Annotated in this window: 20 protein-coding genes; 13 read left to right on the top strand and 7 right to left on the bottom strand. The window is 64.4% G+C overall.

Going from position 1 to position 24,618, the window contains the following annotated elements:
* Positions 1–2,711: excinuclease ABC subunit UvrA (uvrA, locus tag QZ186_RS08825; protein WP_296416491.1), on the bottom strand; the 2,711-nt coding region annotated here is incomplete at its 3' end.
* A 26-nt stretch (positions 2,712–2,737) separates the two neighbouring features.
* Entirely contained in the window at positions 2,738–4,411 is a 1,674-nt protein-coding gene (gene recN / locus QZ186_RS08820) for a DNA repair protein RecN (protein WP_296416490.1), read from the bottom strand.
* A 58-nt stretch (positions 4,412–4,469) separates the two neighbouring features.
* On the opposite strand from recN, the gene QZ186_RS08815 reads away from it, so the two are divergent.
* The 7 genes from QZ186_RS08815 (at position 4,470) to purF (ending at position 14,429) form a co-directional block, all read left to right on the top strand.
* The gene (locus QZ186_RS08815; protein WP_296416489.1) at positions 4,470–6,452 is read left to right on the top strand and encodes an AarF/ABC1/UbiB kinase family protein; all 1,983 of its coding nucleotides are present in this window, start codon (positions 4,470–4,472) and stop codon (positions 6,450–6,452) included.
* 25 nt (positions 6,453–6,477) lie between these two features.
* Positions 6,478–7,050: an alpha/beta hydrolase gene (locus QZ186_RS08810; RefSeq protein ID WP_296416488.1), complete on the top strand. Its 573-nt coding sequence runs from the start codon at positions 6,478–6,480 to the stop codon at positions 7,048–7,050.
* A 79-nt stretch (positions 7,051–7,129) separates the two neighbouring features.
* The gene (gene thrC, locus QZ186_RS08805) at positions 7,130–8,188 is read left to right on the top strand and encodes a threonine synthase (protein ID WP_247479813.1); all 1,059 of its coding nucleotides are present in this window, start codon (positions 7,130–7,132) and stop codon (positions 8,186–8,188) included.
* A gap of 428 nt (positions 8,189–8,616) precedes the next feature.
* Complete coding sequence (dnaN, locus tag QZ186_RS08800) at positions 8,617–9,747, top strand: DNA polymerase III subunit beta (RefSeq protein ID WP_296416487.1); 1,131 nt, start codon at positions 8,617–8,619, stop codon at positions 9,745–9,747.
* Positions 9,744–10,499 carry a hypothetical protein gene (locus QZ186_RS08795; protein ID WP_010314158.1) on the top strand — a complete coding sequence of 252 codons (756 nt, stop codon included), beginning with the start codon at positions 9,744–9,746 and terminating at the stop codon, positions 10,497–10,499. The genes dnaN and QZ186_RS08795 overlap by 4 nt, the downstream gene beginning before the upstream one ends.
* 49 nt (positions 10,500–10,548) lie before the next feature.
* The gene (gene purL / locus QZ186_RS08790; RefSeq protein ID WP_296416485.1) at positions 10,549–12,888 is read left to right on the top strand and encodes a phosphoribosylformylglycinamidine synthase subunit PurL; all 2,340 of its coding nucleotides are present in this window, start codon (positions 10,549–10,551) and stop codon (positions 12,886–12,888) included.
* Positions 12,889–12,899: 11 nt separating this feature from the next.
* Entirely contained in the window at positions 12,900–14,429 is a 1,530-nt protein-coding gene (gene purF, locus QZ186_RS08785; RefSeq protein ID WP_296416484.1) for an amidophosphoribosyltransferase, read from the top strand.
* Here the strand turns inward: purF and QZ186_RS08780 are convergent.
* Genes QZ186_RS08780 through QZ186_RS08770 form a run of 3 tightly spaced genes read right to left on the bottom strand, consistent with a single transcriptional unit; the run spans position 14,426 to position 17,939 of the window.
* Positions 14,426–16,249, bottom strand: a complete 1,824-nt coding sequence (locus tag QZ186_RS08780; RefSeq protein WP_296416483.1) for an aspartate kinase — start codon at positions 16,247–16,249, stop codon at positions 14,426–14,428. The genes purF and QZ186_RS08780 overlap by 4 nt on opposite strands.
* Before the next feature lie 32 nt (positions 16,250–16,281).
* Positions 16,282–17,262, bottom strand: a complete 981-nt coding sequence (gene holA, locus QZ186_RS08775) for a DNA polymerase III subunit delta (RefSeq protein WP_296416482.1) — start codon at positions 17,260–17,262, stop codon at positions 16,282–16,284.
* Positions 17,247–17,939 carry a PIN domain-containing protein gene (locus tag QZ186_RS08770; protein WP_296416481.1) on the bottom strand — a complete coding sequence of 231 codons (693 nt, stop codon included), beginning with the start codon at positions 17,937–17,939 and terminating at the stop codon, positions 17,247–17,249. Before QZ186_RS08770 ends, holA begins: the two co-directional genes overlap by 16 nt.
* Positions 17,940–17,988: 49 nt before the next feature.
* Between QZ186_RS08770 and QZ186_RS08765 the strand changes: the two genes are divergently transcribed.
* Positions 17,989–18,624: a precorrin-8X methylmutase gene (locus QZ186_RS08765; RefSeq protein WP_296416480.1), complete on the top strand. Its 636-nt coding sequence runs from the start codon at positions 17,989–17,991 to the stop codon at positions 18,622–18,624.
* Here QZ186_RS08765 and mutS read toward each other — a convergent pair.
* Positions 18,606–21,320, bottom strand: a complete 2,715-nt coding sequence (gene mutS / locus QZ186_RS08760; RefSeq protein WP_296416479.1) for a DNA mismatch repair protein MutS — start codon at positions 21,318–21,320, stop codon at positions 18,606–18,608. The genes QZ186_RS08765 and mutS overlap by 19 nt on opposite strands.
* Before the next feature lie 119 nt (positions 21,321–21,439).
* Between mutS and psbZ the strand changes: the two genes are divergently transcribed.
* Both psbZ and ribH read left to right on the top strand, forming a co-directional pair.
* Positions 21,440–21,628: a photosystem II reaction center protein PsbZ gene (psbZ, locus tag QZ186_RS08755; RefSeq protein ID WP_010314175.1), complete on the top strand. Its 189-nt coding sequence runs from the start codon at positions 21,440–21,442 to the stop codon at positions 21,626–21,628.
* Positions 21,629–21,670: 42 nt separating this feature from the next.
* Positions 21,671–22,153: a 6,7-dimethyl-8-ribityllumazine synthase gene (gene ribH, locus QZ186_RS08750; protein WP_247476524.1), complete on the top strand. Its 483-nt coding sequence runs from the start codon at positions 21,671–21,673 to the stop codon at positions 22,151–22,153.
* On the opposite strand, the gene QZ186_RS08745 is transcribed toward ribH, so the two are convergent.
* Positions 22,150–22,605, bottom strand: coding sequence for a GNAT family N-acetyltransferase (locus QZ186_RS08745; RefSeq protein ID WP_296416492.1), 456 nt, complete (start codon positions 22,603–22,605; stop codon positions 22,150–22,152). The two genes, ribH and QZ186_RS08745, sit on opposite strands and share 4 nt — an antisense overlap.
* 29 nt (positions 22,606–22,634) lie before the next feature.
* Between QZ186_RS08745 and rfbA the strand changes: the two genes are divergently transcribed.
* The 3 genes from rfbA to QZ186_RS08730 all read left to right on the top strand — a co-directional run.
* Positions 22,635–23,525: a glucose-1-phosphate thymidylyltransferase RfbA gene (rfbA, locus tag QZ186_RS08740; RefSeq protein WP_296416477.1), complete on the top strand. Its 891-nt coding sequence runs from the start codon at positions 22,635–22,637 to the stop codon at positions 23,523–23,525.
* Positions 23,515–24,105, top strand: coding sequence for a dTDP-4-dehydrorhamnose 3,5-epimerase (gene rfbC, locus QZ186_RS08735; RefSeq protein ID WP_296416476.1), 591 nt, complete (start codon positions 23,515–23,517; stop codon positions 24,103–24,105). Before rfbA ends, rfbC begins: the two co-directional genes overlap by 11 nt.
* Positions 24,102–24,618, top strand: a 517-nt coding sequence (locus QZ186_RS08730; RefSeq protein ID WP_296416475.1) for a sugar nucleotide-binding protein, incomplete at its 3' end; no start/stop codon positions are given. The genes rfbC and QZ186_RS08730, both read left to right, overlap by 4 nt.

Raw genomic sequence — 24,618 nt, 5'->3', positions numbered from 1 at the left:
TAAAAGCTCAAACCTGTCGTTGGCTCGTCGATCAGATAGAGGGTCTTGCCGGTGGCCCGTTTCGAGAGTTCGGTGGCCAACTTGACCCGCTGGGCCTCACCTCCGGAGAGGGTCGGTGCGGGTTGGCCGAGTTTGACGTAACCCAAGCCCACATCCACCAGGGTGCGCAACCGATCGGCCGCCTGAGGAATCGCTGAGAAGACCTCACAGGCCTGCTCCACCGTCATCTGCAGCACATCGGCGATGGTGTGGCCCTTGTATTTGACCTGCAACGTCTCGCGGTTGTAGCGAGCACCCTTGCAGACGTCGCACTGGACGTAGACGTCAGGCAAGAAGTTCATCTCAATGACGTTTACGCCCTGGCCGCTGCAGGCTTCGCAGCGACCGCCCTTGACGTTGAAGCTGAACTGACCGACGGCGTAGCCGCGAGCCTTGGCCTCGACCGTCGCGGCAAAGACCTGACGGATCGGATCAAAGGCTCCGGTGTAGGTCGCTGGGTTGGAGCGAGGCGTGCGGCCAATCGGTGATTGGTCAATCACGATCACCTTGTCGATCGCCTTGATGCCCTTGAGGTCCTCGACCCCAGCCGGGAAGGGGACTTTCATGCCGAGCTTGTGCTCCAGCGCGGGGTGCAGGAGCTCGTTGACCATGGTGCTCTTGCCGCTACCGCTCACCCCGGTCACGCAGACCAGGCGGCCCAGGGGGAACTCGACGTCAAAACCGCTGAGGTTGTTGCGCGCACATCCCACCAGGGTGAGCTTGCGGGATCCGCTGGCACGGCGCTCCGCGGGAGTCGGAATAGCCCGGCGACCACTGAGGTAAGCGCCAGTCAACGACTCCTCGGCAGCGAGCAGGGTCTCGAAGTCGCCCTCGGCAACGATCTTGCCGCCATGAACACCAGCGCCCGGGCCGATGTCGACGATGTAATCGGCGGCGCGAATGGTGTCCTCGTCGTGCTCCACCACGATCAAGGTGTTGCCCAGATCCCTGAGCTTCACCAGGGTGTTCAGCAGCCGGTCATTGTCGCGCTGGTGCAAACCAATGCTCGGCTCATCGAGCACGTAGAGCACGCCCGTCAGACCTGCACCGATCTGGGTGGCCAGCCGGATGCGCTGGGCCTCACCACCGGAGAGGGTCATCGCCGGACGATCCAGGCTCAGGTAGTCCAGGCCCACATCCAACAGGAACTTCAGGCGCATGCGGATCTCCCGCAACACCAGGTCGCCGATTTGGATTTGACGGGCGTTGAGCAAGGGTTCGGCCCCTTCGCTCGTACCAACGCCCATCAGCTCCTCAATGCGGCGCAGGCTCTCGCCGACGCTGCTGTTGGTCAGCTCATGGATGCGGTAGGGACCAACCCGAACGGCCAGGGCCTCGGGCTTGAGTCGCAGACCGTGGCAGGTGGAGCAGGGCACCAACTCCAGATACTTCTCCAGCTTCTGGCGAATGGACTCGCCACTGGCATCACGCAGCTGGCGCTCGAGGATCGGCAGGATCCCTTCGAACGGCCGCAGATAGGTCTGGTTTTTCTTGTAGCGGCTGTCGGCCTGGATGGGAATCGGCTCCCTTGAGCCATTGAGCAGCACGTCGTGCTGTTCCTCCGTCAGCTCATTCCAGGGGGTCTTGATCTCAAAGCCAAAGGCCTCTCCCACCGAATAGAGCAGAGAGAAGTAATAGGAGTTGTCCTTTTCTGCCCAAGGGGCCACCGCCGCATACACCGGCAGCGAAGGATCCGGGATCACCCGCTCCTTGGTGAATTGGCGCAGGTGTCCAATGCCATGGCAATCCGCGCAGGCGCCATAGGGACTGTTGAAGGAGAACAGCCGCGGCGAGAGCTCCTCCATCACCGCACCGTGAACCGGGCAGGCGAAGTTCTCGGAATAGAGGCGCTCCTTCTCCACCTCGGGCGGAAGCTCTTCACCGGACTTCGGCACCACCTCCACCAGGGCCAAGCCATCTCCGCGCTTGAGGGCGGTGCGGAGGGAATCGGTCAGGCGCTCCTGAATGCCCTCGCGGGCCACCAGGCGATCCACCACCACTTCAATGTTGTGGGAGTGGTTCTTGTCGAGCTCGATGTTGTCGGCGAGTTCGCGCACCTCACCGTTGATGCGCACGCGGGCAAAGCCCTCGGCCACTAGGCCGCTCAACAACTTGACGTGGGTTCCCTTTTTGCCGCGGACGACGGGCGCCAGAAGCTGATAACGGGTCCCCTCCGGCAGGGTGAGGATCTGGTCGACCATCTCATCGATCGACTGGGGCCGAATCGAGCGATCGCACTCGGGGCAGTGGGGTTCCCCTGCGCGACCGAACAGCAGACGCAGATAGTCCTGGATCTCCGTGACCGTACCCACCGTGGAACGGGGGTTGTGGCTGGTGGATTTCTGGTCAATCGAGATCGCCGGAGAGAGGCCCTCGATCGCATCCACATCAGGCTTGTCGACCTGCCCGAGGAATTGACGGGCGTAGGCCGACAGGCTCTCGACGTAGCGGCGTTGACCCTCCGCAAAGATCGTGTCGAAGGCCAGGGAGCTCTTCCCGCTGCCGCTCACCCCGGTGAAGACCACCAGCTGGTTGCGGGGGATCGTGACGTCGACGTTTTTGAGGTTGTGCTGACGGGCACCCCGCACCCGGATCACATCCTCCAAGGAACCGCCGTTGAGGGCCTGAAGCGCAGCCTTCTCGTTCACGCTTTTGGCGAGGGCGCGGGGCATCCAGGCGGCTCTAAGAGGGGTGGAGTCTAGGCAGCGCGTTTGAGCAGGCTGGCCGCGTAGCTCCTGGTCTCACCGAAATCACCACCAGCCAATTCCGCCAGTTCCGCCTGCCGGGCCTGAGTGTCCCGCAGTTGGGACACTCGCGTGTGGGTCATCCCATCCCGCACCTCCTTCGCCACCTGGAAGTGATGGTCCGCAGCAGCGGCAACTAAGGGCTGGTGGGTGACGCAGAAGACCTGACGCTGTTGGGCCAGGCGCTGCAGCAGCTCCGCCATGGCACCACTGACTCGGCCGCTGACACCGGTGTCGATCTCATCGAACAGCAGGGTGACGTGCTGATCCGCCGCGGCCAGGCAGGTCTTCAACGCCAAGAGAAAGCGCGACATCTCACCGCCTGAGGCCACCTCAGACAGGGGAGCCAACGGCTGCCCGGGGTTGGCGGAGAAGAGGAACTGCACCGCGTCCGCCCCTTCTTCCCCGGGGGCCGCGGGTTCGATACCCACTTGAAAGCGAACGTTGGCCAAACCCATCGGCCGCAGGGCCTGCATCAGCTCTTGTTCCAAGGCCTCTGCGGCAGCGCGGCGCGCCTGGGTCAGTTGGGCATTGCAGCGATCACGCCGCTGGCGGGCCTGGCGTTCGTCCTGCTCTAAAGCCTCAAGGCTGGCTTGAGCGCCGCCGGGGACCAGCTGCTCGCGCAATTGATCGCGCCAAAGAATCAACTCGGCCAGATCCTTGCCATGGCGCCTCTCGAGCGTCTTGAGCAAGGCCATCCGCTCCTGCAGTTGTCCCAGGCTGTCTGGATCACTCTCCAAGGTCGAGCCATAGCGATCGAGCTCACGGATGAAGTCCTGGAGCTCCGCTAAGCCATCGCCAAAGCGAGCGCTCACCGCCGACAAACTGCAATCGAGTTGCTGCATCTGAGCCAACTCGGCCTCACAGGCCGCCAGATGGTCCAACACCGATGGCGCTTCTTCAGCGCCATCCACCAGCCGTCCCATCAGGGTCATCACCCCTTCCTGCAGACGCACCCCATGGGCGAGACGGTTCTCTTCGTTCTCCAGTTGGCTGCGCTCTGAAGGGTCCTCCAGCTGCGCCGCCTCCAGGTCATCCAAAAGCTGTTGCTGACGCTCCAAATCGGCCTGCAGCGTCAACCAATCAGCCTTGGCCTGCTCCAGGGCCGCCGAGGCTTGGCGCCAGGAGCGATAGCTCTCCTGAACGGGAGCCGCATGCTGCTGGAGTTCAGCGCCACCAAAACGGTCCAACCAACGGCGCTGTTGACCAGGCCGAGCCAACTGTTGGGTCTGACCCTGAACCGTCAGGTCCAACAGAAGGGGGCGCAGGGATTGAATCTGCTGACGGTTGACCGCAACGCCATTGAGTCGATGGCGACTGCTGAGGCGATCGTCCTTCTGGCGCCATTCGCGGCTCAGCAGCAACTCCTCCTCGTCGCACTCCAACTCCTGCTCGCTCAACCACTCCTGCAGGGGAGGGCTGAGGGAAAAACTGGCCTCGATCACCCCTTTGCTGCTGCCCTGCCGCAACAGCCGCGGCCCCTGCCCTCCAAGTAGGGCATCCAGGGCATCCAAAAGAATGGACTTACCGGCTCCGGTCTCACCGGTGAGCACCGTGAAGCCCTCTCCAAACTCCAGCTGCAGCTCCTCGATCAGAGCAATGTTCTCGAGGCGCAGACCGGTAAGCACGAGCAGCCTGGTGTTGGGCCCGACCGTAGCGGCTGTCTCTTTCGTTTAGAAGGGGGTCATGTCAGACACCGGCCTCACCCCTGCCGAAGCAGCGGCGGCTGCCATGCAACGCAGCGTGTTCGGTGACGACGCCGAACCGAACACCCCTGCTGAACCGACCAAAACGGTGGAGCCCCAGCGCGAGGAGCTCTCCGACTTCATCGAGGCCGCTGGCCTACTCGAATACGACCCAGCCGCGATCAGTCGGATCTACGCCGGCGCCCCCCAGCGTTTGATCCGCCGGCTGTGGCAAACGCTCGTTCCGATCGGCCTCTATCTCTTCGGTGTCGGCTTCGACTGGCTGACCCGCAGGCTCAAGGATCCCGAGTACGCCCGGGCGCGGGCCAAGGAAGCAGCTGATCTAGTGGCCTCCCTGGGGCCGGCGTTTATCAAGGCCGGTCAGGCCCTCTCCACCCGCCCCGACATCATTCCGCCACTCCTACTGGAGGAGCTGGCCGGACTGCAGGACCAACTGCCCGGCTTCGATTCGGGCCTAGCGATGGCCTGCATCGAAGAAGACCTCGGTGCTCCGATTTCAGCGATCTATGCCGAGCTGGAACGGGAGCCGATCTCAGCGGCCTCCCTCGGCCAAGTCCACAGAGGTGTTCTGCTCAGCGGCGAGAAGGTTGCCGTCAAGGTTCAGCGCCCAGGACTGAGGGAACAGATCACCCTGGACCTCTACATCGTCCGGAACATCGCGGCCTGGCTGAACACCAACATCGGCCTGATCCGCTCGGACCTCGTGGCCCTGATCGACGAGCTGGGCAAGCGGGTGTTCGAGGAAATGGACTACTGCAACGAAGCGACCAACGCCGAAACGTTCGCAGAGCTCCACGCCCACAACCCCCGCATCGCTGTGCCCCGGATCTTCCGTGATGCCACGGCCAGGCGCGTGCTGACGATGGAGTGGATCGACGGGGTCAAACTCACCAACCTCGAAGCCGTTCGCGAACTCGGGATCGACCCCGACGACATGGTCACCGTGGGGGTGAACTGCTCCCTGCAGCAACTGCTGGAGCACGGCTTCTTCCACGCCGATCCCCATCCCGGGAACCTGCTGGCCCTGGCCGATGGTCGCCTGGCCTATCTCGACTTCGGAATGATGAGCGAGGTCAGCCGTGAGAGCCGCACCGGCCTGATCCAAGCGGTGGTCCACCTGGTGAACCGCAATTTCGGAAAGCTGAGCAACGACTTCGTCAGCCTGGGCTTCCTGGCGGAGGACGTGAATCTCGAGCCGATCGTTCCGGCCTTTGAGCAGGTCTTTGGCCAAGCCCTGGAAATGGGCGTCAGCCGGATGGACTTCAAAGCCGTCACGGACGACCTCAGCGGTGTGATGTACCGCTTCCCCTTCCGCGTCCCCCCTTACTACGCACTGATCATTCGCTCCCTGGTGACGCTCGAGGGCATCGCCTTGAGCGTCGATCCTGATTTCAAAATCCTGGGTGCGGCCTACCCGTACTTCGCCCGCCGGCTGATGGAGGACCCGGACCCGCAGCTGCGCAACAGCCTCAAGGAAATGCTGTTCGACGGCGACATCTTCCGTTGGCAGCGGCTGGACAACCTGATCAGCAGTGCCGCCAGCGGCAGCCAGTTGGACCTCGAGGGACTGCTCGATCAAGTCCTCGACTTCCTCTTCTCCCCCAAGGCGGGGCTGCTGCGCAACCAACTCGTTGAAGCCGCCGTCGACCAACTCGATGCCCTGGGTTGGCAAACCGCGGTCCGCCTGAGCCAACGCTTGCCTCGAGCCCTGAGGCCACCTGGTCTGCGGGATCGCGTGGCGATCACCGCCAGCGACGTGGAATTGCTCTCCTTGGAGCCCATCCAACGCCTCGTCGCCATCCTCAACCAACTGCCTGGATTCGATCCGCAATTGCTGCTGAAACGGGTCCCAAGGCTGCTGCAGGAAACCGAACTGCGGCGCATGGGGACAGAGATGGCCAAAGGACTGGCTGAACGCAGCATGGTCAGGCTCGTGCGCGACGTCCTGGTGAGTCCGGCCTAGGGTCACCTCACTGTTTCGAGGCCCCATGCCGACCTGCAAACGCCAGCGCCTCCTCGCTGCAGCGCTTGGCTTGGGCTTGCTCGGTGGGACGCCAGCGCTAGCGGCGGAGAACGTGGTGTTCGTCACCGGGGCCTTCCGGCGTTCGATCCCGGTGGCGGACTTCGAATACTTGGCGGAGACCGATCAGGCCAGGGGTCTGCTCTCGGATCTGCTGAGCTTCACGAAGATGGAGCCCAAGGAGGTCTCCAAGCTGCTGAAGGCGGAGCTCGCGATCCCCTTGGTGCTCACCAGCCGCTTGCTGAACACCCGTCTCGGCGAAGCGATCCTGGCCCGGGTGGCCAAGATCATCTATCCACTCAAAGCCCCTGGAGCAGGCATCCCCGCCCTACGAGCCGGTGTGATCAATGCCCTGGTGGCAGGCGACGACAAGATCAATGCGATCAGCTTCATGCAGGCCTACCCGGTCGATGAGCTGGAGGTCAGCATTCCGGCGCTGATGAACGTGCTCGAAAAAGCCAAATCCATCAGCCAGTTGATCTCCTTCTTTTCCGATTCGCCCCTGGATGGGCTGAGGGGCGACAACAAGGCTGCCCCGTAGATTCGGGTCCAGAGCGTCCCAGCCGACCGTGCCCCTGCTGACTTCCATCCGCCGGCGACTGGGATCGAAGAAAGCAACGATGCAGGACTGGCCGGGCCTGATCGAGGGCTACCGCCGCTGGTTGCCCGTCAGCGACAAGACCCCGGTGATCACCCTCCGGGAAGGCGCCACCCCGCTGATCCCTGCCCCCTCCATTGCTGAGCGGATCGGCAAGGGGGTCAAGGTTTACCTCAAATACGACGGCCTGAACCCCACCGGATCCTTCAAGGACCGGGGCATGACCATGGCCATCTCCAAAGCCAAGGAAGCGGGTTCCGAGGCAGTGATCTGTGCCAGCACCGGCAACACCTCCGCGGCGGCAGCGGCCTATGCCAAGCGCGGTGGCATGCGGGCCTTCGTCTTGATCCCCGATGGCTATGTGGCCCAGGGCAAGCTGGCCCAAGCCCTGCTCTACGGCGCGGAAGTGCTGGCGGTGAAGGGCAACTTTGACCGGGCCCTGGCGATCGTTCGCGAAGTGGCGGACCAATACCCCGTCACGCTGGTGAACTCCCTGAATCCCTACCGACTGCAAGGGCAAAAAACCGCAGCCTTCGAGGTGGTGGATGCCCTCGGCGAGGCCCCGGATTGGCTCTGCATCCCCGTCGGCAACGCCGGCAACATCAGCGCCTACTGGATGGGCTTCAACGAGTACAAGGCAGCCGGCCACAGCCGCAAGCTGCCCCGAATGATGGGCTTCCAGGCGGCCGGTTCAGCCCCCCTGGTCCTCGGCCACACCGTCGAGCAACCCGACACCATCGCCACGGCGATCCGAATCGGAAACCCGGTCAACAAGGAGAACGCGCTGAAGGCCCGGGCTGAAAGCAACGGCGACTTCATGGCCGTCACCGACGCCGAAATCATCGAGGCCTACAAGTTGCTCGGCAGTGGCGAAGGCGTCTTCTGCGAGCCCGCCAGCGCAGCCTCCGTCGCCGGTCTGATCAAACGGCGCGACGAAGTCCCTGCAGGCGCCACGGTGGTCTGTGTCCTCACAGGCAACGGCCTGAAGGACCCGACAACCGCAATCGAGCACAACGACTCCAAGTTCCACACCGGACTCGATGCCGACACCGCCAAGGTGGCCCAAGTGATGGGCTTCTAAGCCCTCTCAACTCCATTCAGAGGACCTTGCCCGGCCACAAGCCGGGCTTTTTTGCGCCCAAGACGGCGAACCAATCCAAAAAGCGACTGCCCACAACCTGTGGAAAGGAGACAGGAAAAACCAAGAACCAGAAACCGCTGGAACTCGCTCGTTTTTCCACAATCCCTGGAAAAGGAGGAAAGGGCTCCAATAGTCCGCAGTCCAGATCCTGGTTCCACAGGCCTGCGGGAAGCGAAACCCTTTGCAGTCAATAGGAGTTGGTGATTTCCCAGGGTTTCCCCAAGACCTACGACTACGGATTTGGTTTTCTTTCTTCTTGATCCTTTAATCCTTAATCGGTCGTCTGGGGATTGCCGGGGAACCCGATCGCTCGACCCGTTGCGCTTCCGCTTGGGTTGTGGAAGCGTGGAGGCCCCTTCAGTCCTGCCATGAAGCTGGTCTGCTCCCAGGCCGAACTGAGTTCCAGTCTTCAACTGGTGAGCAGGGCTGTTGCCGCACGTCCCACCCATCCGGTTCTTGCGAATGTGCTGCTGACCGCAGATGCCGGAACGGGTCGCCTGAGCTTGACGGGATTCGATCTGAGCCTGGGCATCCAGACCAGCCTGAGCGCCTCAGTCGCCACCAGCGGTGCCATCACCCTTCCCGCCCGGCTCTTTGGTGAGATCGTGTCGCGGATGCCGGCCGACAGCCCGATCACCCTCAGCTGCGAAGACGGCAGTGAGCAGGTCGAGTTGACCAGCCTCTCGGGCAGTTATCAGATGCGGGGGATGCCCGCCGATGATTTTCCTGAGCTCCCTCTGGCTCAAGCGGGAACTCCGATCAAGTTGGATCCCGAGGTCCTCATCAAGGGTTTGCGCGCAACCCTCTTCGCCAGCAGTGGTGATGAGGCCAAGCAGCTGCTGACCGGTGTTCACCTGGGCCTGGATCAGAACGGTCTGGAATGCGCCGCCACCGATGGCCACCGTCTGGCCGTCCTGCGTCTGCAGAACGCCTCCAGCAGTGAGGCGGAGCTGGATGTGACGGTGCCCGCCCGCTCCCTTCGGGAGTTGGAGCGGTTGCTCTCCAGCCGCGGCGGCAGCGATGCCGTGAGCCTCTTCTGTGATCGCGGTCAGGTGGTCTTCCAATGGGCTGACCAGGTCCTGACCAGCCGCAGCCTCGATGGCACCTACCCCAACTACCGGCAGCTGATCCCCGAAAGCTTCGGTCGCCAGCTTCAGGTCGATCGCAAGGGTCTCCTGAGCGCCCTGGAGCGTGTGGCGGTCTTGGCCGATCAACACAACAACGTCGTCAAACTCACGAGCGACCCCGCAGCCGGTCAGCTGTCCATCAGTGCCGATGCGCAAGACGTGGGCAGTGGCTCAGAGGCCATCGGAGCCCAGGTCAGCGGCGACGCCATCCAGATCGCCTTCAACGTCCGCTACGTCCTGGAAGGCCTGAAGGCCATGGGCTGCGAGCAGGTCCAGCTCCAGTGCAATGCCCCCACTACTCCGGTGGTTCTGGCTCCCCAAGACGACTCCAGCTTCACCTACTTGGTGATGCCGGTTCAGATCCGCCAGTGAGCCTCCCCGAACAGCTGCTGCTCAGCGAATTGCTGCGCCGCCGCGTTCGCTGCGATCAAGGCCTCGACCATGGGGTTGGTGTCGCCGCTTGGATGCACCCTCCGGTGCATCGGCTCCTTGGCTGGTTCTCCAAGCCATCCGCCTTGGGTGATCGCCGTGAGGTCTGGCGCCTGAATCAGTTGTGCGGTCTGGCGGAACTGGAGCTCTTTGTCCGTGGGGATGCGGCTGCGACCGAAATCGCCACGATGGATCGCTTGCCCACCTTGATCGAGGCGACCCTCCTCGGCCAAGACGGCGAACCCCTGGGGCAGATCGCAGATGCGGCAGTCGATCTCAGTAGTGGTCAGATCCTCCACTACCTGGTGTCCCGCAGTGATCCGAGACTGCCCGGCACCAGTCGTTGGCGCTTGGCCCCCGCGCGCATCAACGATCAACAACCCGGAACGGTTTTCACGTCCCTGTCGGGTCTGGATGACCTTCCCCTGGCGAAAGCCAGTGTTCGTCAGGAGTTCCTGCGTCGCTCCAGGCGTTGGCGCGAGCAGATGCAGGAGGAAACCTCCCGCTGGCGCGATCAAGTCCAGAACGCCGGCGATCGTTTCGAAGAGCGGCTCGAGGGGTGGTTGGAGGAACCCCCCTGGGATGAGCGGGAACCAGACCTGGACCGCCCAGCGCGATCCCAGGAGGCCTGGGATGACTGGACTGAAACCGATGAGCCACAGCCCCGCCGCCACCAGGACGATCCCTGGGTTTGAGAGGGGGTGAGTCGCTCAGCGAGACTGGGATGATCTCGCTCCCTGGTCCGTGGTCGCAGCCCCTGACTACTCCGTTGCTGACGCGCTGAAAAAGGAGAACCTCAGCCAAGCCGACTACGACGAGATTTGCCGCCGCCTCGGCCGAGCCCCCAACCGAGCTGAGCTCGGCATGTTCGGTGTGATGTGGTCTGAGCACTGTTGTTATCGCAATTCCAGACCCCTGCTGCAGGGCTTCCCCACGACCGGCCCGCGGATCCTGGTGGGACCCGGTGAGAACGCGGGCGTCGTTGACCTTGGAGAAGGCCAACGCCTGGCCTTCAAGATCGAGAGCCACAACCACCCCTCAGCGGTGGAGCCGTTCCAAGGCGCTGCGACGGGCGTGGGCGGCATCCTGCGGGACATCTTCACCATGGGTGCCCGCCCGATTGCCCTGCTGAATGCCCTGCGCTTTGGCCCGCTGGAGGACGAGCGCAACGTCGGCCTGATGGAGGGTGTGGTGGCGGGCATTGCCCACTACGGCAATTGCGTCGGTGTGCCCACGGTGGGCGGTGAGGTGGCCTTTGACGCCAGCTATTCCGGCAACCCCCTGGTCAACGCCATGGCCCTGGGCTTGATGGAGACCGAGACGATCGTCTGCTCCGGGGCCGAGGGCGTCGGCTTCCCGGTGGTCTACGTCGGCAGCACAACCGGCCGCGATGGCATGGGCGGTGCCAGCTTTGCGTCGGCGGAACTGACGGAAGCCTCCCTGGACGATCGTCCGGCCGTGCAGGTCGGCGATCCCTTTTTGGAGAAAGGCCTGATTGAGGCCTGCCTCGATGCCTTCCAGAGCGGTGATGTCGTCGCGGCGCAGGACATGGGAGCCGCAGGTTTGACCTGCAGTTGCTCAGAGATGGCCGCCAAGGGCGGTCTGGGCATTGAGCTGGATCTCGATCGCGTTCCGGCCCGGGAGGCCGGGATGACCCCCTACGAGTTCCTGCTGAGCGAGTCCCAGGAGCGGATGCTGTTCGTGGTGAAGCCCGGGCGGGAAGCGGCGCTGATGGAGCGCTTCACCCGTTGGGGCCTGCAGGCTGCCGTGGTGGGCCGCGTCCTTGAGGACAACATCGTTCGGGTGCTCCAGAACGGCGAAGTCGCCGCTGAGGTTCCCGCCAGCGCCCTGGCGGATGACACCCCGATCAACCGCCATGAACTGCTGAGTGAGCCTCCAGCGCCCATTCAGGAGCACTGGCGCTGGTCTGAGGACCAGCTCCCGTCTGCATCCCCCTCGGGGATCAATGGAGTCAGCTGGAGCGAGACCCTGCTGACCCTGCTGGACGATCCCACGATCGCCTCCAAGCGCTGGGTCTATCGCCAGTACGACCACCAGGTGCAGGCCAACACGGTCGTGCCCCCGGGCGGCGCCGATGCGGCGGTGGTGCGGCTGCGGCCCCAGGCTGAAACCCAGGCCGCGACCCGTGGTGTGGCGGCGGTGGTGGATTGCCCCAACCGTTGGGTGGCTCTGGATCCAGAGCGGGGCGGCATGGCCGCCGTGGCCGAGGCCGCCCGCAACCTCAGCTGCGTGGGCGCTGAGCCCCTGGCGGTGACCGACAACCTCAACTTCCCCTCCCCGGAGACCTCAACGGGCTATTGGCAGTTGGCCATGGCCTGCCGCGGTCTCTCCACCGCCTGCTCGGCCCTGGATACCCCGGTGACCGGCGGCAACGTCTCCCTCTACAACGAGACGCGGATGCCCGATGGCTCGATGCTGCCGATCCATCCGACCCCGGTGGTGGGCATGGTCGGCTTGGTCCATGACCTCAGCCAGGTCCGTGGCCAGGCCTGGCAGGACGCCGGCGATGTGATCTGGATGCTTGGTGTTCCTTTGGAAGCCGGAGAGACTCCAGCCGATGGCCGCTTGGGCCTGGCCGGCACGAGCTACCTCGAGCGAATCCATGGAGCCGTGACGGGGCGCCCGCCGGAGATCGACCTGGAGCTGGAGCGCTCGGTTCAGGCGTTCCTGCGCCAGGCCATTACCCAGGGTCTGGTGAAATCCGCCCATGACCTCAGCGATGGTGGGTTGGCCGTGGCTGCTGCGGAGTGCTGCATGGCTTCCGGCTTGGGTGCCCACCTGGAACTTCCCTCCAGCGCCGCTCGCCTCGATCGCCTGCTGTTTGCCGAAGGCGGCGCCCGCATCTTGGTCAGCGTCTCCCCGGCTCAAACGGTCGCTTGGCAGGAGGCTGTGGATGCCAGCGGCATTCCGGCGCAGTGCCTCGGTGTGGTGGAGGACGACAGTGAGCTCTCGATCACCCAGGCGGGCGCCAACCTGCTCACCACGCCCATTGCCCAGATGCGTGAGCGCTTTGAGCAGGCGATTCCCAGGCGCATGGGCGTCGACCTGCCTCCGACGGCTTGAGGAGAACCCTGATGCACAATGTTGAAGGAAATCTGAAGCTGGGACTTGCTGTGACGGACGCCACACCCAGCCTCGATCGACCGGACAAGCCGGAAGAGGCCTGCGGCGTGTTTGCGGTGCTGGCCAGTGACCAGCCGGTGGCCAACCTCACCTACTTCGGTCTTTACGCCCTTCAGCACCGCGGTCAGGAATCGGCGGGCATCGCCGTCTTTGACGCGGAACCCGGCAGTGCCCCCAAGGTGCGCCTGCATAAGGACATGGGCCTGGTGAGCAAGGTGTTCACCCCCGAAGTCCTCGAGCGCCTCCCCGGCCAGCTCGCCATCGGCCACAACCGCTATTCCACGACGGGTTCGAGCAAGGCCTGCAACGCCCAGCCGGTGTTGCTCAACACCCGGCTGGGCCCGATGGCCTTTGCCCACAACGGCAACCTGGTGAACGCTGGGGAACTGAGGACGGCCCTGGCCAGTGATCTCCCTGAAGCGGAATTCACCTCGACGACCGATTCAGAGCTGATCGCCTTTGCGATTCAGCAGGCCGTGAATGATGGCAATGATTGGGACAGCGCCATCCGCGCAGCCGCCGCACGCTGCCGCGGCGCCTTCAGCCTGGTGATCGGCACCCCCGAAGGCCTGTTTGCCCTGCGCGACGGCCATGGCATTCGCCCCCTGGTGTTCGGTCACATGGGTGAGCTCAGCGAAGCCCGCTGGGTGGTGAGCAGCGAGACCTGCGGCCTGGACATCATTGGCTCGAGCTTCGATGGGGACATCGAGCCCGGCGAAATCGTCCACTTCCGTCTCGGTGAGTCCGAGCCGGTCCGCAGCCGCTGGGTGGAGGAGCCCTCCAAGCTCTGCGTCTTCGAGATGATCTATTTCGCCAGGCCCGACAGCCGTTTCTTCGGCGAATCCCTCTACAGCTACCGGGTTCGCATCGGCGAGGTGTTAGCCCGCGAAACCCCGATCGAAGCGGACATCGTCATCGGTGTTCCTGACTCCGGGATCCCCGCCGCGATTGGCTATTCCCAGTACAGCGGCATCCCCTTCGGTGACGGCCTGATCAAAAACCGCTACGTCGGCCGCACCTTCATTCAGCCCACCCAGGCCATGCGCGAAGCCGGTATTCGCGTGAAGCTCAACCCCCTGCCGGATGTCCTAGCCGGCAAGCGCGTGGTGGTGATCGATGACTCGATCGTCCGCGGCACCACGAGCCGCAAGTTGGTGGCGGCAATCCGCGATGCCGGTGCGACCGAGGTGCACATGCGCATCAGCTCACCGCCGGTGACCCACCCCTGCTTCTACGGGATCGACACCGATACCCAGGACCAGCTGATCGCGGCCCGACTGACCCTCGAGGAGATCTCCGCCCACCTGGGCGTGGATTCCCTGGCCTACCTGAGCAAAGAGGGCATGGTTGAGGCGGCCCACGCCAACGCCGAGAACTTCTGCACCGCCTGCTTCGACGGCGCCTATCCGATTGAGATGGACTCCTCCGTTAGCGGCAGCAAGCTGATGCTTGAGCCTGCCGGCATCGCCGCAACGGTCTAAACCGGCGCCTCGGTTCCCTGGGCCTGGTGCTTCACCTCGCCCCCGAGGCCGAAGGCGTCGTGGATCACCTGCAGGGCTTTGATGCCCTCCCCTTCGGGAACCACACAGCTGGTGCGGATCTCGCTGGTGGCGATCATCTCGATGTTGATCTGAGCATCCGCCAGCGCACGGAACATCCGACCGGCCGTTCCAGCGGTGCAGGGCATGCCCGCACCGACGGCACTGATCCGAGCGATCGCCATTCCTTCTTCAAAGCTGGCGCCGGGCCACTGATTCAGCAGCGGTTGCAGGGCGGTTCGCGCCCGGCCCAGGTCCTCGCGCTTGAGGCAGAAGCCCATGTCGCGGCTGAGTTGTTCCCCTGAGCCATGGGTGCGCTCGGACTGCACGATGGCGTCCAGGCTCACCCCGGCGTCCGCGAGGGCACGGCAAACCGCCACGGCCGTTCCGGGCTTATCGGGGATGCGCCGCACGGCGACCTGGGCTTGGTCCCGATCGAGGGCCACGCCGCGCACCTCCGGTTGACCCGCTCCAGAGGGGGCCGGGTTGAGATGCAGCTGCCGCTCGTTCAGTTCAAAGCAGTGGGCTGCCGCCTGCAGGGCCTTGTTGCCTTGATGCCCGGCGACCAGGCAGCTCACCTTGACTTCGCTGGTGGCGATCAGGCGCAGGTTGATGCCCCCTTTGGCCAGGGTGTCGAACAGGCGTGCTGCGACCCCCGGACGGCCCATGATTCCGGCGCCAGCGATGCTGAGCTTGGCCATCCCGGCCTGGGTGCTCAGGGTGGCGCCGGCCGCGGCGGCATCCATGGCGTCCAAGACGTTTTGGCAGACCGCCTTGGCCTCCTCCAGTTGCGCCTCAGCCACGGTGAAGGCGATGTCGTTGCTGCTGCCTTCGTGGGTGGACTGCACGATCAGATCCACGCTCAAGCCCGCATTCGAGAGCGCTTCAAACAGTTGAGCCGCGACTCCCGGGCGATCGGGGACATGGGAGAGGGCGAGCACGGCCTGATCCGTCTCCAGCTCCGCGCCATCGACGGGCTTGCCCAGCTCCAGGCCCTCACCGCTACCGCGATGGCTGGTGCTGTCGCTGGTGAGCAACGTGCCCGGTGCATCGCTCCAACTGGAGCGCACCACCAAGGGCACGCCGTAGTTGCGGGCGATCTCGACGGCGCGGGGATGCAAGACAGCGGCTCCCAGGCTCGCCAGCTCGAGCATCTCGTCGCAGGTCACCGTCTCCATTAACTGGGCATCGGCCACCTTGCGGGGATCGGTGGTTAGGACGCCGGGGACGTCGGTGTAGATCTCGCAGGCATCGGCTCCGATCGCCGCGGCCAGGGCCACAGCGGAGGTGTCTGAGCCGCCGCGGCCCAGTGTGGTGATCTCGGGAACCCCTGAGAGGCTGTTGCTGGTGCCCTGGAATCCGGCGACCACAACGACGTTTCCGTCATCCAGCAGCCGGCGCACCCGCTCGGTTTTGATCTCCAGGATCCGGGCGCGGCCGTGGGCGGATTCGGTCAGGATCCCCACCTGGGGTCCGGTCATCGAGACCGCCGGGATGCCCTCGGCATGGAGGGCCATCGAGAGCAGCGCGATCGAGACCTGCTCCCCGGTGGCCAGCAGCATGTCCATCTCCCGCTGGGGCGGGTTGCTGCTGATGGCCTGGGCGAGCCCGGTGAGTTCATCGGTGGTGTGCCCCATGGCCGAGACCACGATCACCAGATCGTTGCCGTCCTCTTTGCTGGCGGCAATGCGCTTGGCCACGGCCTGGATGCGCTCCACATCGGCCACGGAGGTGCCGCCGAATTTCTGGACCAGCAGGGCCATGGGTGGGCGCAAGTGCGTGATCGACGATTGTCCTATGGCGTCAGTAGGAACCCGTCGCGGAAGGCATCACCGGGGTCGGCGCCGCGCTTGAGGCTGGCCTCCACCTGCAGGAGCTGACTGAGTAGAGCGAGGAAGCGTTCGGGTTTGCGGCCTCGGATCTGTTTGCGCATCACGTAGATCCGCTTGGGATTGCCAATGCCGGCGGCTTTAGCGATGGCATTGACATCGTTCTCGCCCTGCTGATCCAGCAGGCTCACCCAAAGCCAACCGCGGATTTGCCCGCAGAGGGTGGCCACGATCCGTAGGGCGGGCTCATTGGCGGCCAGCAGCACATCCACCAGCGCCACGGCTGCTGCAGGTTGTCCCGCCAGCAGGGCATCACCCACCTGCAGGGCATTGGTGGCCTGGCTGCCGATCAGGGCGTCCACGGCTTGGGCTGTGATGGCCTGGCCTGCTCCGGCGTAGAGGGAGAGTTTTTCCAGTTCGCTCGCCAGCCTGGCGCTGTCGCTACCGATGGCATCGCTCAACGCTTGGGCAGCGTCGGGCTGCAGTGTCAGGCCCAGCTCCTGGGCTGTGCGTTGCACCAGTTCCACTTGCCCTGATCCATCCCAGATCGCCGGCAGTTGGAAGCTGCGCTCCTGGGCTTCGCCGCTTTTGACCAGTTTTTGCAGGGCCTTGGTGGTCTTGAGCCGCCCATCCGGTTTGGCGGCGTTCACCAACACCAGATGGCACTGCTCCGCCACCAGATTGAGGCTGGCCTCCAGCTGCTCCGCCAGATCAGCCGGGCACTGATTGCAGAAGGGGCTGCGCTGCAACACGATCACCCGATCGCCGCCGCCAAAGGGAGCCGTTCGCGCTTCCTCCAAGGCTTGGGCGGCCTGGTTGGCATCGTTGCCGTCCAGACGGCTGAGGTTGATGCTCTGCCAGGAGGGATCGACCTGGTTCTTGACCAGTGCTTCGACGGCCCTGCTGCGCGCGGCTTCGTCGTCGCCCCAGATCAGATGGATCGGCATGGCAGCACAGGGTGCAGTGCAGTTTGCGCCAGATCCCCATCGGCTGTGACCAACACAGCCACCTCGTTCTGAATTGCTGTGGCCAGTTCAATGGCGTGGTGGAGCTCCAGCTCCGGTTCCTGTTGCTGGAGACGGCTGGCGGCCAGGGCGAGATCCCCATCGAGCGGCACCTGCCGCCACTGCCTGGGGTTTGCAAAGGCGGCGCTGTAGCGCAAGGCCAGGGCTTCATCCCCTTGGCGCAAGGCAGCCTCCATGACCTGCATCAGGCTGATGCTGCTGATCACCCCTTGCCAGCTGCCTTGGGCGATGCCCTGAAGGACGGGCTCCAGCACCCGGCTGGTGTCTGGGTCGTCCAGCAGAAAGGCCACAAGGGCACTGCCGTCCAGCGCGATGCGGCTGCCGGGGCCGAGTTGTCTGGCTTGAAAGCGAGCTTTTGCACCGGCTGCCCCAGGCGTTCGCTGCTGAGCGCTGCGCTCCTTGGCGCTTCCCTTGAGGCTCAGCAGGTTCTCCATCGCTTCTTGGCTGCTGGGACCACCCGCCGCGTCCTGCAAGGGGACGATGGCCGCCAGATCCTGGCGGTGGCGTTGGATCACCAGCCGCTCGCCCTTCGAGGCGCGCACCAGCAGTTCTGGGAAGCGCTGACGGGCTTCCTGTACGCCAAAACGCTCTGCCGACATCGCACTGCACAGTCTGTACAGAGTCTGTCAGCCGGGCATGCTGATCCCCATGGGATTCGACCATCCGATCTTCAGCGAGAGCCTGCGTCTGATCGAAGCGGCCTTGCCTGAAGGGGCTCTGGAGGGTTTATCGGTTCCCGAACGGGATGTGGTGCTGCGCCTGATTCACAGCAGCGGCGACCTCAGCTTGGTTCGGGGGGTGTCGTTTTCAGCTCAGGCCTGTGAACTCGGTCTCGCGGCACTCCGTGCCCAGGCGCCGGTCCTGACGGACACCGCCATGGCAGCGGCGGCGGTGGCTCCGATGGCAAAGCGGACCTTTGGCAACGTCGTGCGCAGCGTGCTCGATTGGGCCCCCGAACGGGCTCCCGAGGGCGGGACCCGAGCGGCGGTGGGGATGCAAGAGGCCCTGCGCGCCCATCCGGGCGCAGTCGTCTTGATTGGCAGTGCACCAACGGCCTTGGAGCTGCTGTTGGAGCAGGTCCGTACCGCCCAGGTGGCAGCGCCTGCCTTGGTGATTGGCATGCCCGTTGGCTTCGTGGGCGTGGCGGAGAGCAAGCGCCATCTCGCCTCCAGCGACTTAGCTCAGATCCGTCTCGACGGCAGCCGCGGCGGTGCTGGCTTGGTGGGTGCGGCGCTGAATGCCCTGTTGCGCCGGGCTTGGTTGGATCAGGCGGCGTCCGCTTGAACGCTGACGTGGCTGTTGGCCTCAATCCGGCTCAAGACCTGACGCGCCCGCAGCACCACGGGGGCCGGCACGCCGGCGAGTCGAGCGGCCTCGATGCCGTAGCTGCGGTTGGCGCCGCCGCTGACGACCCGGTGCAGGAAGCGCAGGGTTGAACCGGTGTCCTCCACCAGCACTTGAGCGTTCTCGACGTTGCTGCGCTGCTCGGCCAGCTCGTTGAGCTCGTGATAGTGGGTCGCAAAGATGCTGCGGGCGCCGATATCGCCTGAGAGGTACTCGGCCACGGCCCAGGCGATCGAGAGGCCATCGAAGGTGGCGGTTCCTCGGCCGATCTCATCCAGCAGCACCAGCGATTGACTGCTGGCGTGGTGAAGGATGTTGGCGGTCTCGGCCATTTCGACCATGAAGGTGGATTGGCCGGCCGCCAGGTCATCCCCTGCCCCCACACGGGTGAAGATCCGATCGGCGATGCCCAGTCGCGCCGCGTCAGCTGGGATCCAACTGCCGATCTGAGCCATCAGCTGCAGCAGTCCGGTCTGGCGCAAGTAGCAGCTCTTGCCGCTGGCGTTGGGCCCGGTCAGCACCACCAGGTCGCAGCCCTCCCCAAGGCTGACGTCGTTGGGCGTGAACGGTTCCTCCACCAGCAGTTGCTCCACCACGGGGTGGCGTCCCCCCTGGATCTCCAGGCAGCGGCTGTCGGGGACCAGTTGCGGTTTGCAGTACCTGGAGGTGGCGGCCACCTCTGCCAGCGACGCCAGGGCATCCAGTTCGGCCACCAGCCGCGCTGCGAAGCGAATCGGACCGGCCTGCTCGCCTACGCGCTGACGCAGCTGGCAGAACAGCTCGTACTCCCGCTGGGCCGCCCGAGCTTTGAGCTGGAAGATCCGTCCCTCACGGTTTTTCAGCTCGGGGGTGACAAAGCGTTCCTCGTTGGCCAGGGTCTGCCGGCGAATCCAGTGGTCCGGCACGTCCTTGGCTTTGGACTTACTGACGGAGAGGAAGTAGCCAAAGGTGCGGTGGTACTGGAGCTTGAGGGTGCTGATCCCGCTGTTCAGCCGTTCCGCCTGCTCCTGCTCGGCCAGCCAGGCGTCCTGGTCATCCAGTTGGTTGCGCAGGCCATCGAGTTGGCGGTCCACACCGTCGTGGATCAGACCGCCTTCCGTCAGGGTCAACGGTGGGGTGTCCAGCAACTGGTGCCGCAGCTCACCAGCCAGGGCCTCAAGTTCGCTCCACGGCCTCGCCAGGGCCACAAGGGGTGCACTGGTGACCTCGCCCAGTAGGCCAGCGAGGGCGGGGAGTCGCTCTAGACCATCGGCTAAGGCAACGAGATCCCGAGCGGATGCGGTTCCCGCGCCGGCCCGTCCGGCGAGCCGCTCGAGATCCCCCATGGGTCTGAGCAGCCGGCGCACCCCCAAGCGCAAGCTGCGGGCCTGGCTGCCGCTCACCAGTTCCCCAATGGCCTCTTGGCGGGAGCGGATCAGTTCGAGATCCACCAGGGGAGCCTCGATCCAGCGCCGCAGGCAACGGCCCCCCATGGCCGTCATCGTCCGGTCCAGGGCCCAGAGCAGGGACCCCTGCAGTCCACCTCCCAATTGGGTCTTGGTCAGCTCGAGGTTGCGGCGGGTGGCTGCATCGAGCACCAGCTGGTCGCCGGCAGTCCATGTCGTGGGCAGCTCGAGGGGGATCTCGCAGCCCGGTTGGGTATCGCTGAGGTAGCGCAACAGACCACCGGCAGCGCGCAGGGCCAAGGGTTGTTCCCCCAACCCCAAGCCATCGACGCTGGCCAGCGCAAAGCGCGCCAACACGGTGGCTTTCGACTCGTTCAGGGCGAAGGGGGTGCGGCTGAGGGGCGTCAGCTGCAGGGATGCAGGACACCAAGCAGGGCGTTCGCTTCCCTTTTCAGGTGCTGGCCAGAGCACTTCAGCGGCTTCCACCTGCAGGAGCTCCTGGTGCAGTTGGTCACTGCCCTCCCGTTCGGTGACGCGGAATTCGCCCGTGCTCACGTCGGCGATGGCCAGGCCCCAACGCTGTTGCTCAGAGACCACCGCGCAGAGCCAGTTGTTGCGGCGGGCCGTGAGCATCCCCTCCTCCAGCACCGTGCCTGGGGTCAGCACCCGTGTGATTTCCCGTTTGAGCAGCGCTGGCTTTCCGCCGTTTTTGCTGCGCTCAGCGGCCTCTTCCACCTGGTCGCAGAGGGCAACGCTGAAGCCGCGCCCGACGAGGTCGGCGCAGTAGCGCTCGGCGGCGTGATGGGGAATGCCGGCCATCGGCACCCGTCCGATTGCTTTGCCGCCCTCTTTTCCCGTCAGGGTCAGCTCCAGCAGGCGGGAGAGGGCAATGGCGTCTTCGAAAAAGCACTCGAAGAAGTCCCCGAGCCGGTAGAGCAGCACCCGCTCGGGATGCTCTGCCTTGAGTTCGACGTAGTGGCGCAGCATCGGTGTGAGCTGCTCGCGGTCCACCAGGCTGTGGTGGTGCCAGGCCGGCAGGTCGTCGCTGCTGTTCTCCTCCTGCTCGCACTTCTCAGTGACGTTGTCTTGTTCCTGAGCGGCGCTTTGCCGAACCCGCGGTCTGGACTGGGCATCCCGCTCGAGGGCCTCGTGATCCAGCTCGGAGTCAGCTTCTTTGGTTTGGATCGTTGCTGGCTCTGGCTCAAGCCCGAACAGCGAGCCCTGCAGCGCCAACTCGGTTTGGTCGGCCACAGGCAGGCTGTCTTCAACGCGGCCAGATCGTAGGCGCGCCACAACTTGTGAAGGAACCCTGGGGGCCTCCAACCTGCGTGGGAGGATTTGCCAACTGACAGGACGCCACCCCCAGTTCCATGACGATCCTCAACACCCTTTCAGTGCTGGCCCTGGTGGTGATGTCCTTCGCTCTGATCGTGGCGGTTCCCGTGCTGTACGCGAGCGATGACACCAGCGGCCGCTCCAACCGCCTGATCCTGCTGGGCAGCATCGCGTGGGTTGCTCTGGTGCTGGTCAACTGGGGCATGAGCTTCTTCGTCGCTTGATATCCGTCTGCTTAGGCTGAGCAGATCGCGAGCTCAGCTGACGTGACCGTTTTTGAAGGCCAGTTTTCCGGCGCGTCTGGATTGCGGGTTGCCGTTGTTGTTGCCCGCTTTAACGATTTAGTGACGGCCAAGCTGCTGAGCGGCTGCCTCGATTGCCTCTCCCGTCACGGGATTGATACGTCCGATAGCAGCGCCCAGTTGGATGTGGCCTGGGTTCCAGGCAGCTTTGAGATTCCTTTGGTGGCTCAGCGCCTGGCCCAATCCGGTCGCTACCAAGTGGTCATCACCCTGGGAGCTGTGATCCGCGGCGACACCCCCCACTTCGATGTGGTGGTCTCAGAGGTCAGCAAAGGTGTTGCGGCAGTGAGCCGTGACTCAGGCGTGCCGGTGATCTTTGGTGTCCTCACCACCGACACGATGCAGCAGGCCTTGGAGCGGGCCGGCATCAAGAGCAATTTGGGCTGGAGCTATGGCCTGCAAGCCATTGAGATGGGCAGCCTGATGGCCGCTTTGCCCAAGGCTTAGTTGTCCCGGCGCATCAGCCGTTGTCCCGCGACCTCTTCAAAGCCCAGCTGCCTGTAGAAGCCGGCGCTGTTGGTGGTCATCAGATAGACCCGCTCCACTCCCTTGAGCTGCGGTGAATTGGCCAGGGCCTCCACCAGCAGCCGGCCTAGACCCTTGCCCTGCAGGTCTTCAGGGATGACGACATCCCACAGAACGGCGCGATAGATCCCATCGCTTGTGGCGCGCCCAAAGCCCACAAGGCGTTTGCCTTGCCAGAGGCTGGCGACGGCTGCGCTGCCCTTGAGCATGCGCTGCAGATCATTGATGGAGCGGTTCTCTGCCCAGAAGGCGTGTTGGTTGAACAGCCGCTGCAGCTTGAACAGGCCGCGGGTGGGCCTCCAGCCTGGTCCCATGCCGAGCCAGCGCAGTCCTGGAGCACCCGGGGCATGCAGGATCAGCCTGGTCCCTTCCATGCCAACATCCTCCCAGCGGGCGGACAACCTTGGCTCAGGAGCGCAAGGGCATCATTCTCGCCGGTGGTTCGGGGACGCGGCTTCACCCGATTACCCAGGCGGTGAGCAAGCAGCTGCTGCCCGTCTACGACAAGCCGATGATCTATTACCCCCTCAGCACCTTGATGCTGGCGGGGATTCGTGAGGTCTTGGTGATCACCACCCCCCACGATCAAGCGGCATTCCAGCGCTTGCTTGGGGATGGCTCCGCCTGGGGCATGGAGATCCGTTATGCGGTGCAGCCCAGCCCCGACGGCTTAGCCCAGGCTTTTTTGATTGGTGAGGCGTTCCTGGCTGGTGCCCCGGCGGCCCTCGTTCTCGGGGACAACCTCTTCCACGGCCATGACCTGCTGTTTCAGCTGCGCAGCACCAACGCAACCGCCCAGGGGGCCACGGTCTTTGCCTATCCGGTTCGGGATCCGGAGCGCTACGGCGTCGTTGAGTTTTCCACAGGTGGCCAGGTCCTGAGCATTGAGGAGAAACCCGCCAAGCCCAAGTCCCGCTACGCGGTGACGGGCCTCTACTTCTATGACGACTCCGTGGTGGAGCGCGCGAAGCGGGTGCTCCCCTCAGCGCGTGGTGAGCTGGAGATCACGGATCTCAACGGTCAGTACCTGCGGGATGGCCAGCTGCAGGTGGAGCTCATGGGCCGTGGCATGGCATGGCTCGATACCGGCACCTGCGATTCACTCCACGAGGCCGGTAGCTACATCCGCACCCTGGAGCATCGCCAGGGCTTGAAGGTGGGTTGCCCCGAGGAGGTGGCCTGGCGCATGGGCTGGATCAGCGGCGATCAGCTCGCGGCCCTCGCTCAGCCTCTGCGCAAGAGCGGCTACGGCGAGTATCTGCTGCAGCTGCTGGAGTTTGCCAATGCAGGCTGATCGCCTAGCGACGGCGGCCGGAGTGCAGTTATCCGGCCCCCTGCTGATTACCCCCCGGGTGTTCGGCGATGCCCGTGGCTTCTTCTACGAAAGCTGGAACCAACGCAGCTTCAACGCTGTTCTGGAGGCGGATGGGCAGTCACCCGCTGACTTTGTTCAAGACAACCACTCCCGCTCCAGTCAGGGGGTTCTTCGCGGGCTGCACTTTCAAAAGGACCCCCATGGCCAAGGGAAGTTGGTGCGCTGCATCCAGGGCGAGATCTTCGATGTGGCGGTGGATTGCCGCCAGTCTTCCCCCACCTTTGGCCAGTGGGTCAGCGCCTGTCTGAGCAGCGAGAACCAACAGCAGCTCTGGGTGCCGGTGGGCTTTGCCCATGGCTTTTTGACCGTGAGCGCTCAGGCGGAAGTGCTCTACAAGACGACCGATTTCTGGGATCGAGAGAGCGAGCGCTCCCTGCTCTGGAGTGACCCTGATCTCGCCATTGCCTGGCCCCAATTCACCGTGCCGCTTCTGGCGGAGAAAGACGCGGCAGCAGCTTCTTGGCAGGCGCTGATCGCCGCAGGGGATGGCTTCCAGTGAAGGTTCTGTTGACGGGCGCAGCGGGCCAGTTGGGTCAGGCCTTGATGGCTGCGTGCCCAGAGGGGATTGAGCTGATCGCGTGCGGACGCCAGGAGCTGGATCTGGCGGATCAGGTCGCTTGCCGCCGCATCGTTCAAGGGCATCAACCGGACTGGGTGATCAACGCCGGTGCCTACACAGCCGTGGATCGAGCCGAGTCGGAACCAGAGCTGGCTCACGCCGTCAATGCGCTGGCCCCAGCTGCCTTGGCTCAAGCCCAGGCGGATCACGGAGGCCGGTTGCTTCAGTTGAGCACCGACTTTGTCTTTAACGGTCAGCAGGGTTCGCCGTATCGCCCTGAGCAATCGGCAGAGCCCCTTGGTGTTTATGGCAGCACTAAGGCGGCGGGTGAGGCCGCTGTTTTGGAGTACTCCTGTGCCCGGGTGCTGCGCACCAGCTGGGTCTATGGCCCGGTGGGCAGCAACTTCTGCCGAACGATGCTGCGTCTGCTGGCCGAACGGGAGCAGTTGGGCG

The organism is Vulcanococcus sp. DEBay_Sum29NL08_54 (assembly GCF_017859255.1).
In the GTDB taxonomy this organism is placed as follows: domain Bacteria; phylum Cyanobacteriota; class Cyanobacteriia; order PCC-6307; family Cyanobiaceae; genus Vulcanococcus.
The sequence above is the reverse complement of the archived record's forward strand: the minus strand, read 5'-3'. Positions and strand labels throughout refer to the sequence as shown.

Coding starts and splice junctions, on each gene's coding strand:
- QZ186_RS08815 (WP_296416489.1), top strand. CDS start 4,470: ATGTCAGACACCGGCCTCACCCCTGCCGAAGCAGCGGCGGCTGCCATG.
- QZ186_RS08810 (WP_296416488.1), top strand. CDS start 6,478: ATGCCGACCTGCAAACGCCAGCGCCTCCTCGCTGCAGCGCTTGGCTTG.
- thrC (WP_247479813.1), top strand. CDS start 7,130: ATGCAGGACTGGCCGGGCCTGATCGAGGGCTACCGCCGCTGGTTGCCC.
- dnaN (WP_296416487.1), top strand. CDS start 8,617: ATGAAGCTGGTCTGCTCCCAGGCCGAACTGAGTTCCAGTCTTCAACTG.
- purF (WP_296416484.1), top strand. CDS start 12,900: ATGCACAATGTTGAAGGAAATCTGAAGCTGGGACTTGCTGTGACGGAC.
- QZ186_RS08780 (WP_296416483.1), bottom strand. CDS start 16,249: ATGGCCCTGCTGGTCCAGAAATTCGGCGGCACCTCCGTGGCCGATGTG.
- holA (WP_296416482.1), bottom strand. CDS start 17,262: ATGCCGATCCATCTGATCTGGGGCGACGACGAAGCCGCGCGCAGCAGG.
- QZ186_RS08770 (WP_296416481.1), bottom strand. CDS start 17,939: ATGTCGGCAGAGCGTTTTGGCGTACAGGAAGCCCGTCAGCGCTTCCCA.
- QZ186_RS08765 (WP_296416480.1), top strand. CDS start 17,989: ATGGGATTCGACCATCCGATCTTCAGCGAGAGCCTGCGTCTGATCGAA.
- psbZ (WP_010314175.1), top strand. CDS start 21,440: ATGACGATCCTCAACACCCTTTCAGTGCTGGCCCTGGTGGTGATGTCC.
- QZ186_RS08745 (WP_296416492.1), bottom strand. CDS start 22,605: ATGGAAGGGACCAGGCTGATCCTGCATGCCCCGGGTGCTCCAGGACTG.
- rfbC (WP_296416476.1), top strand. CDS start 23,515: ATGCAGGCTGATCGCCTAGCGACGGCGGCCGGAGTGCAGTTATCCGGC.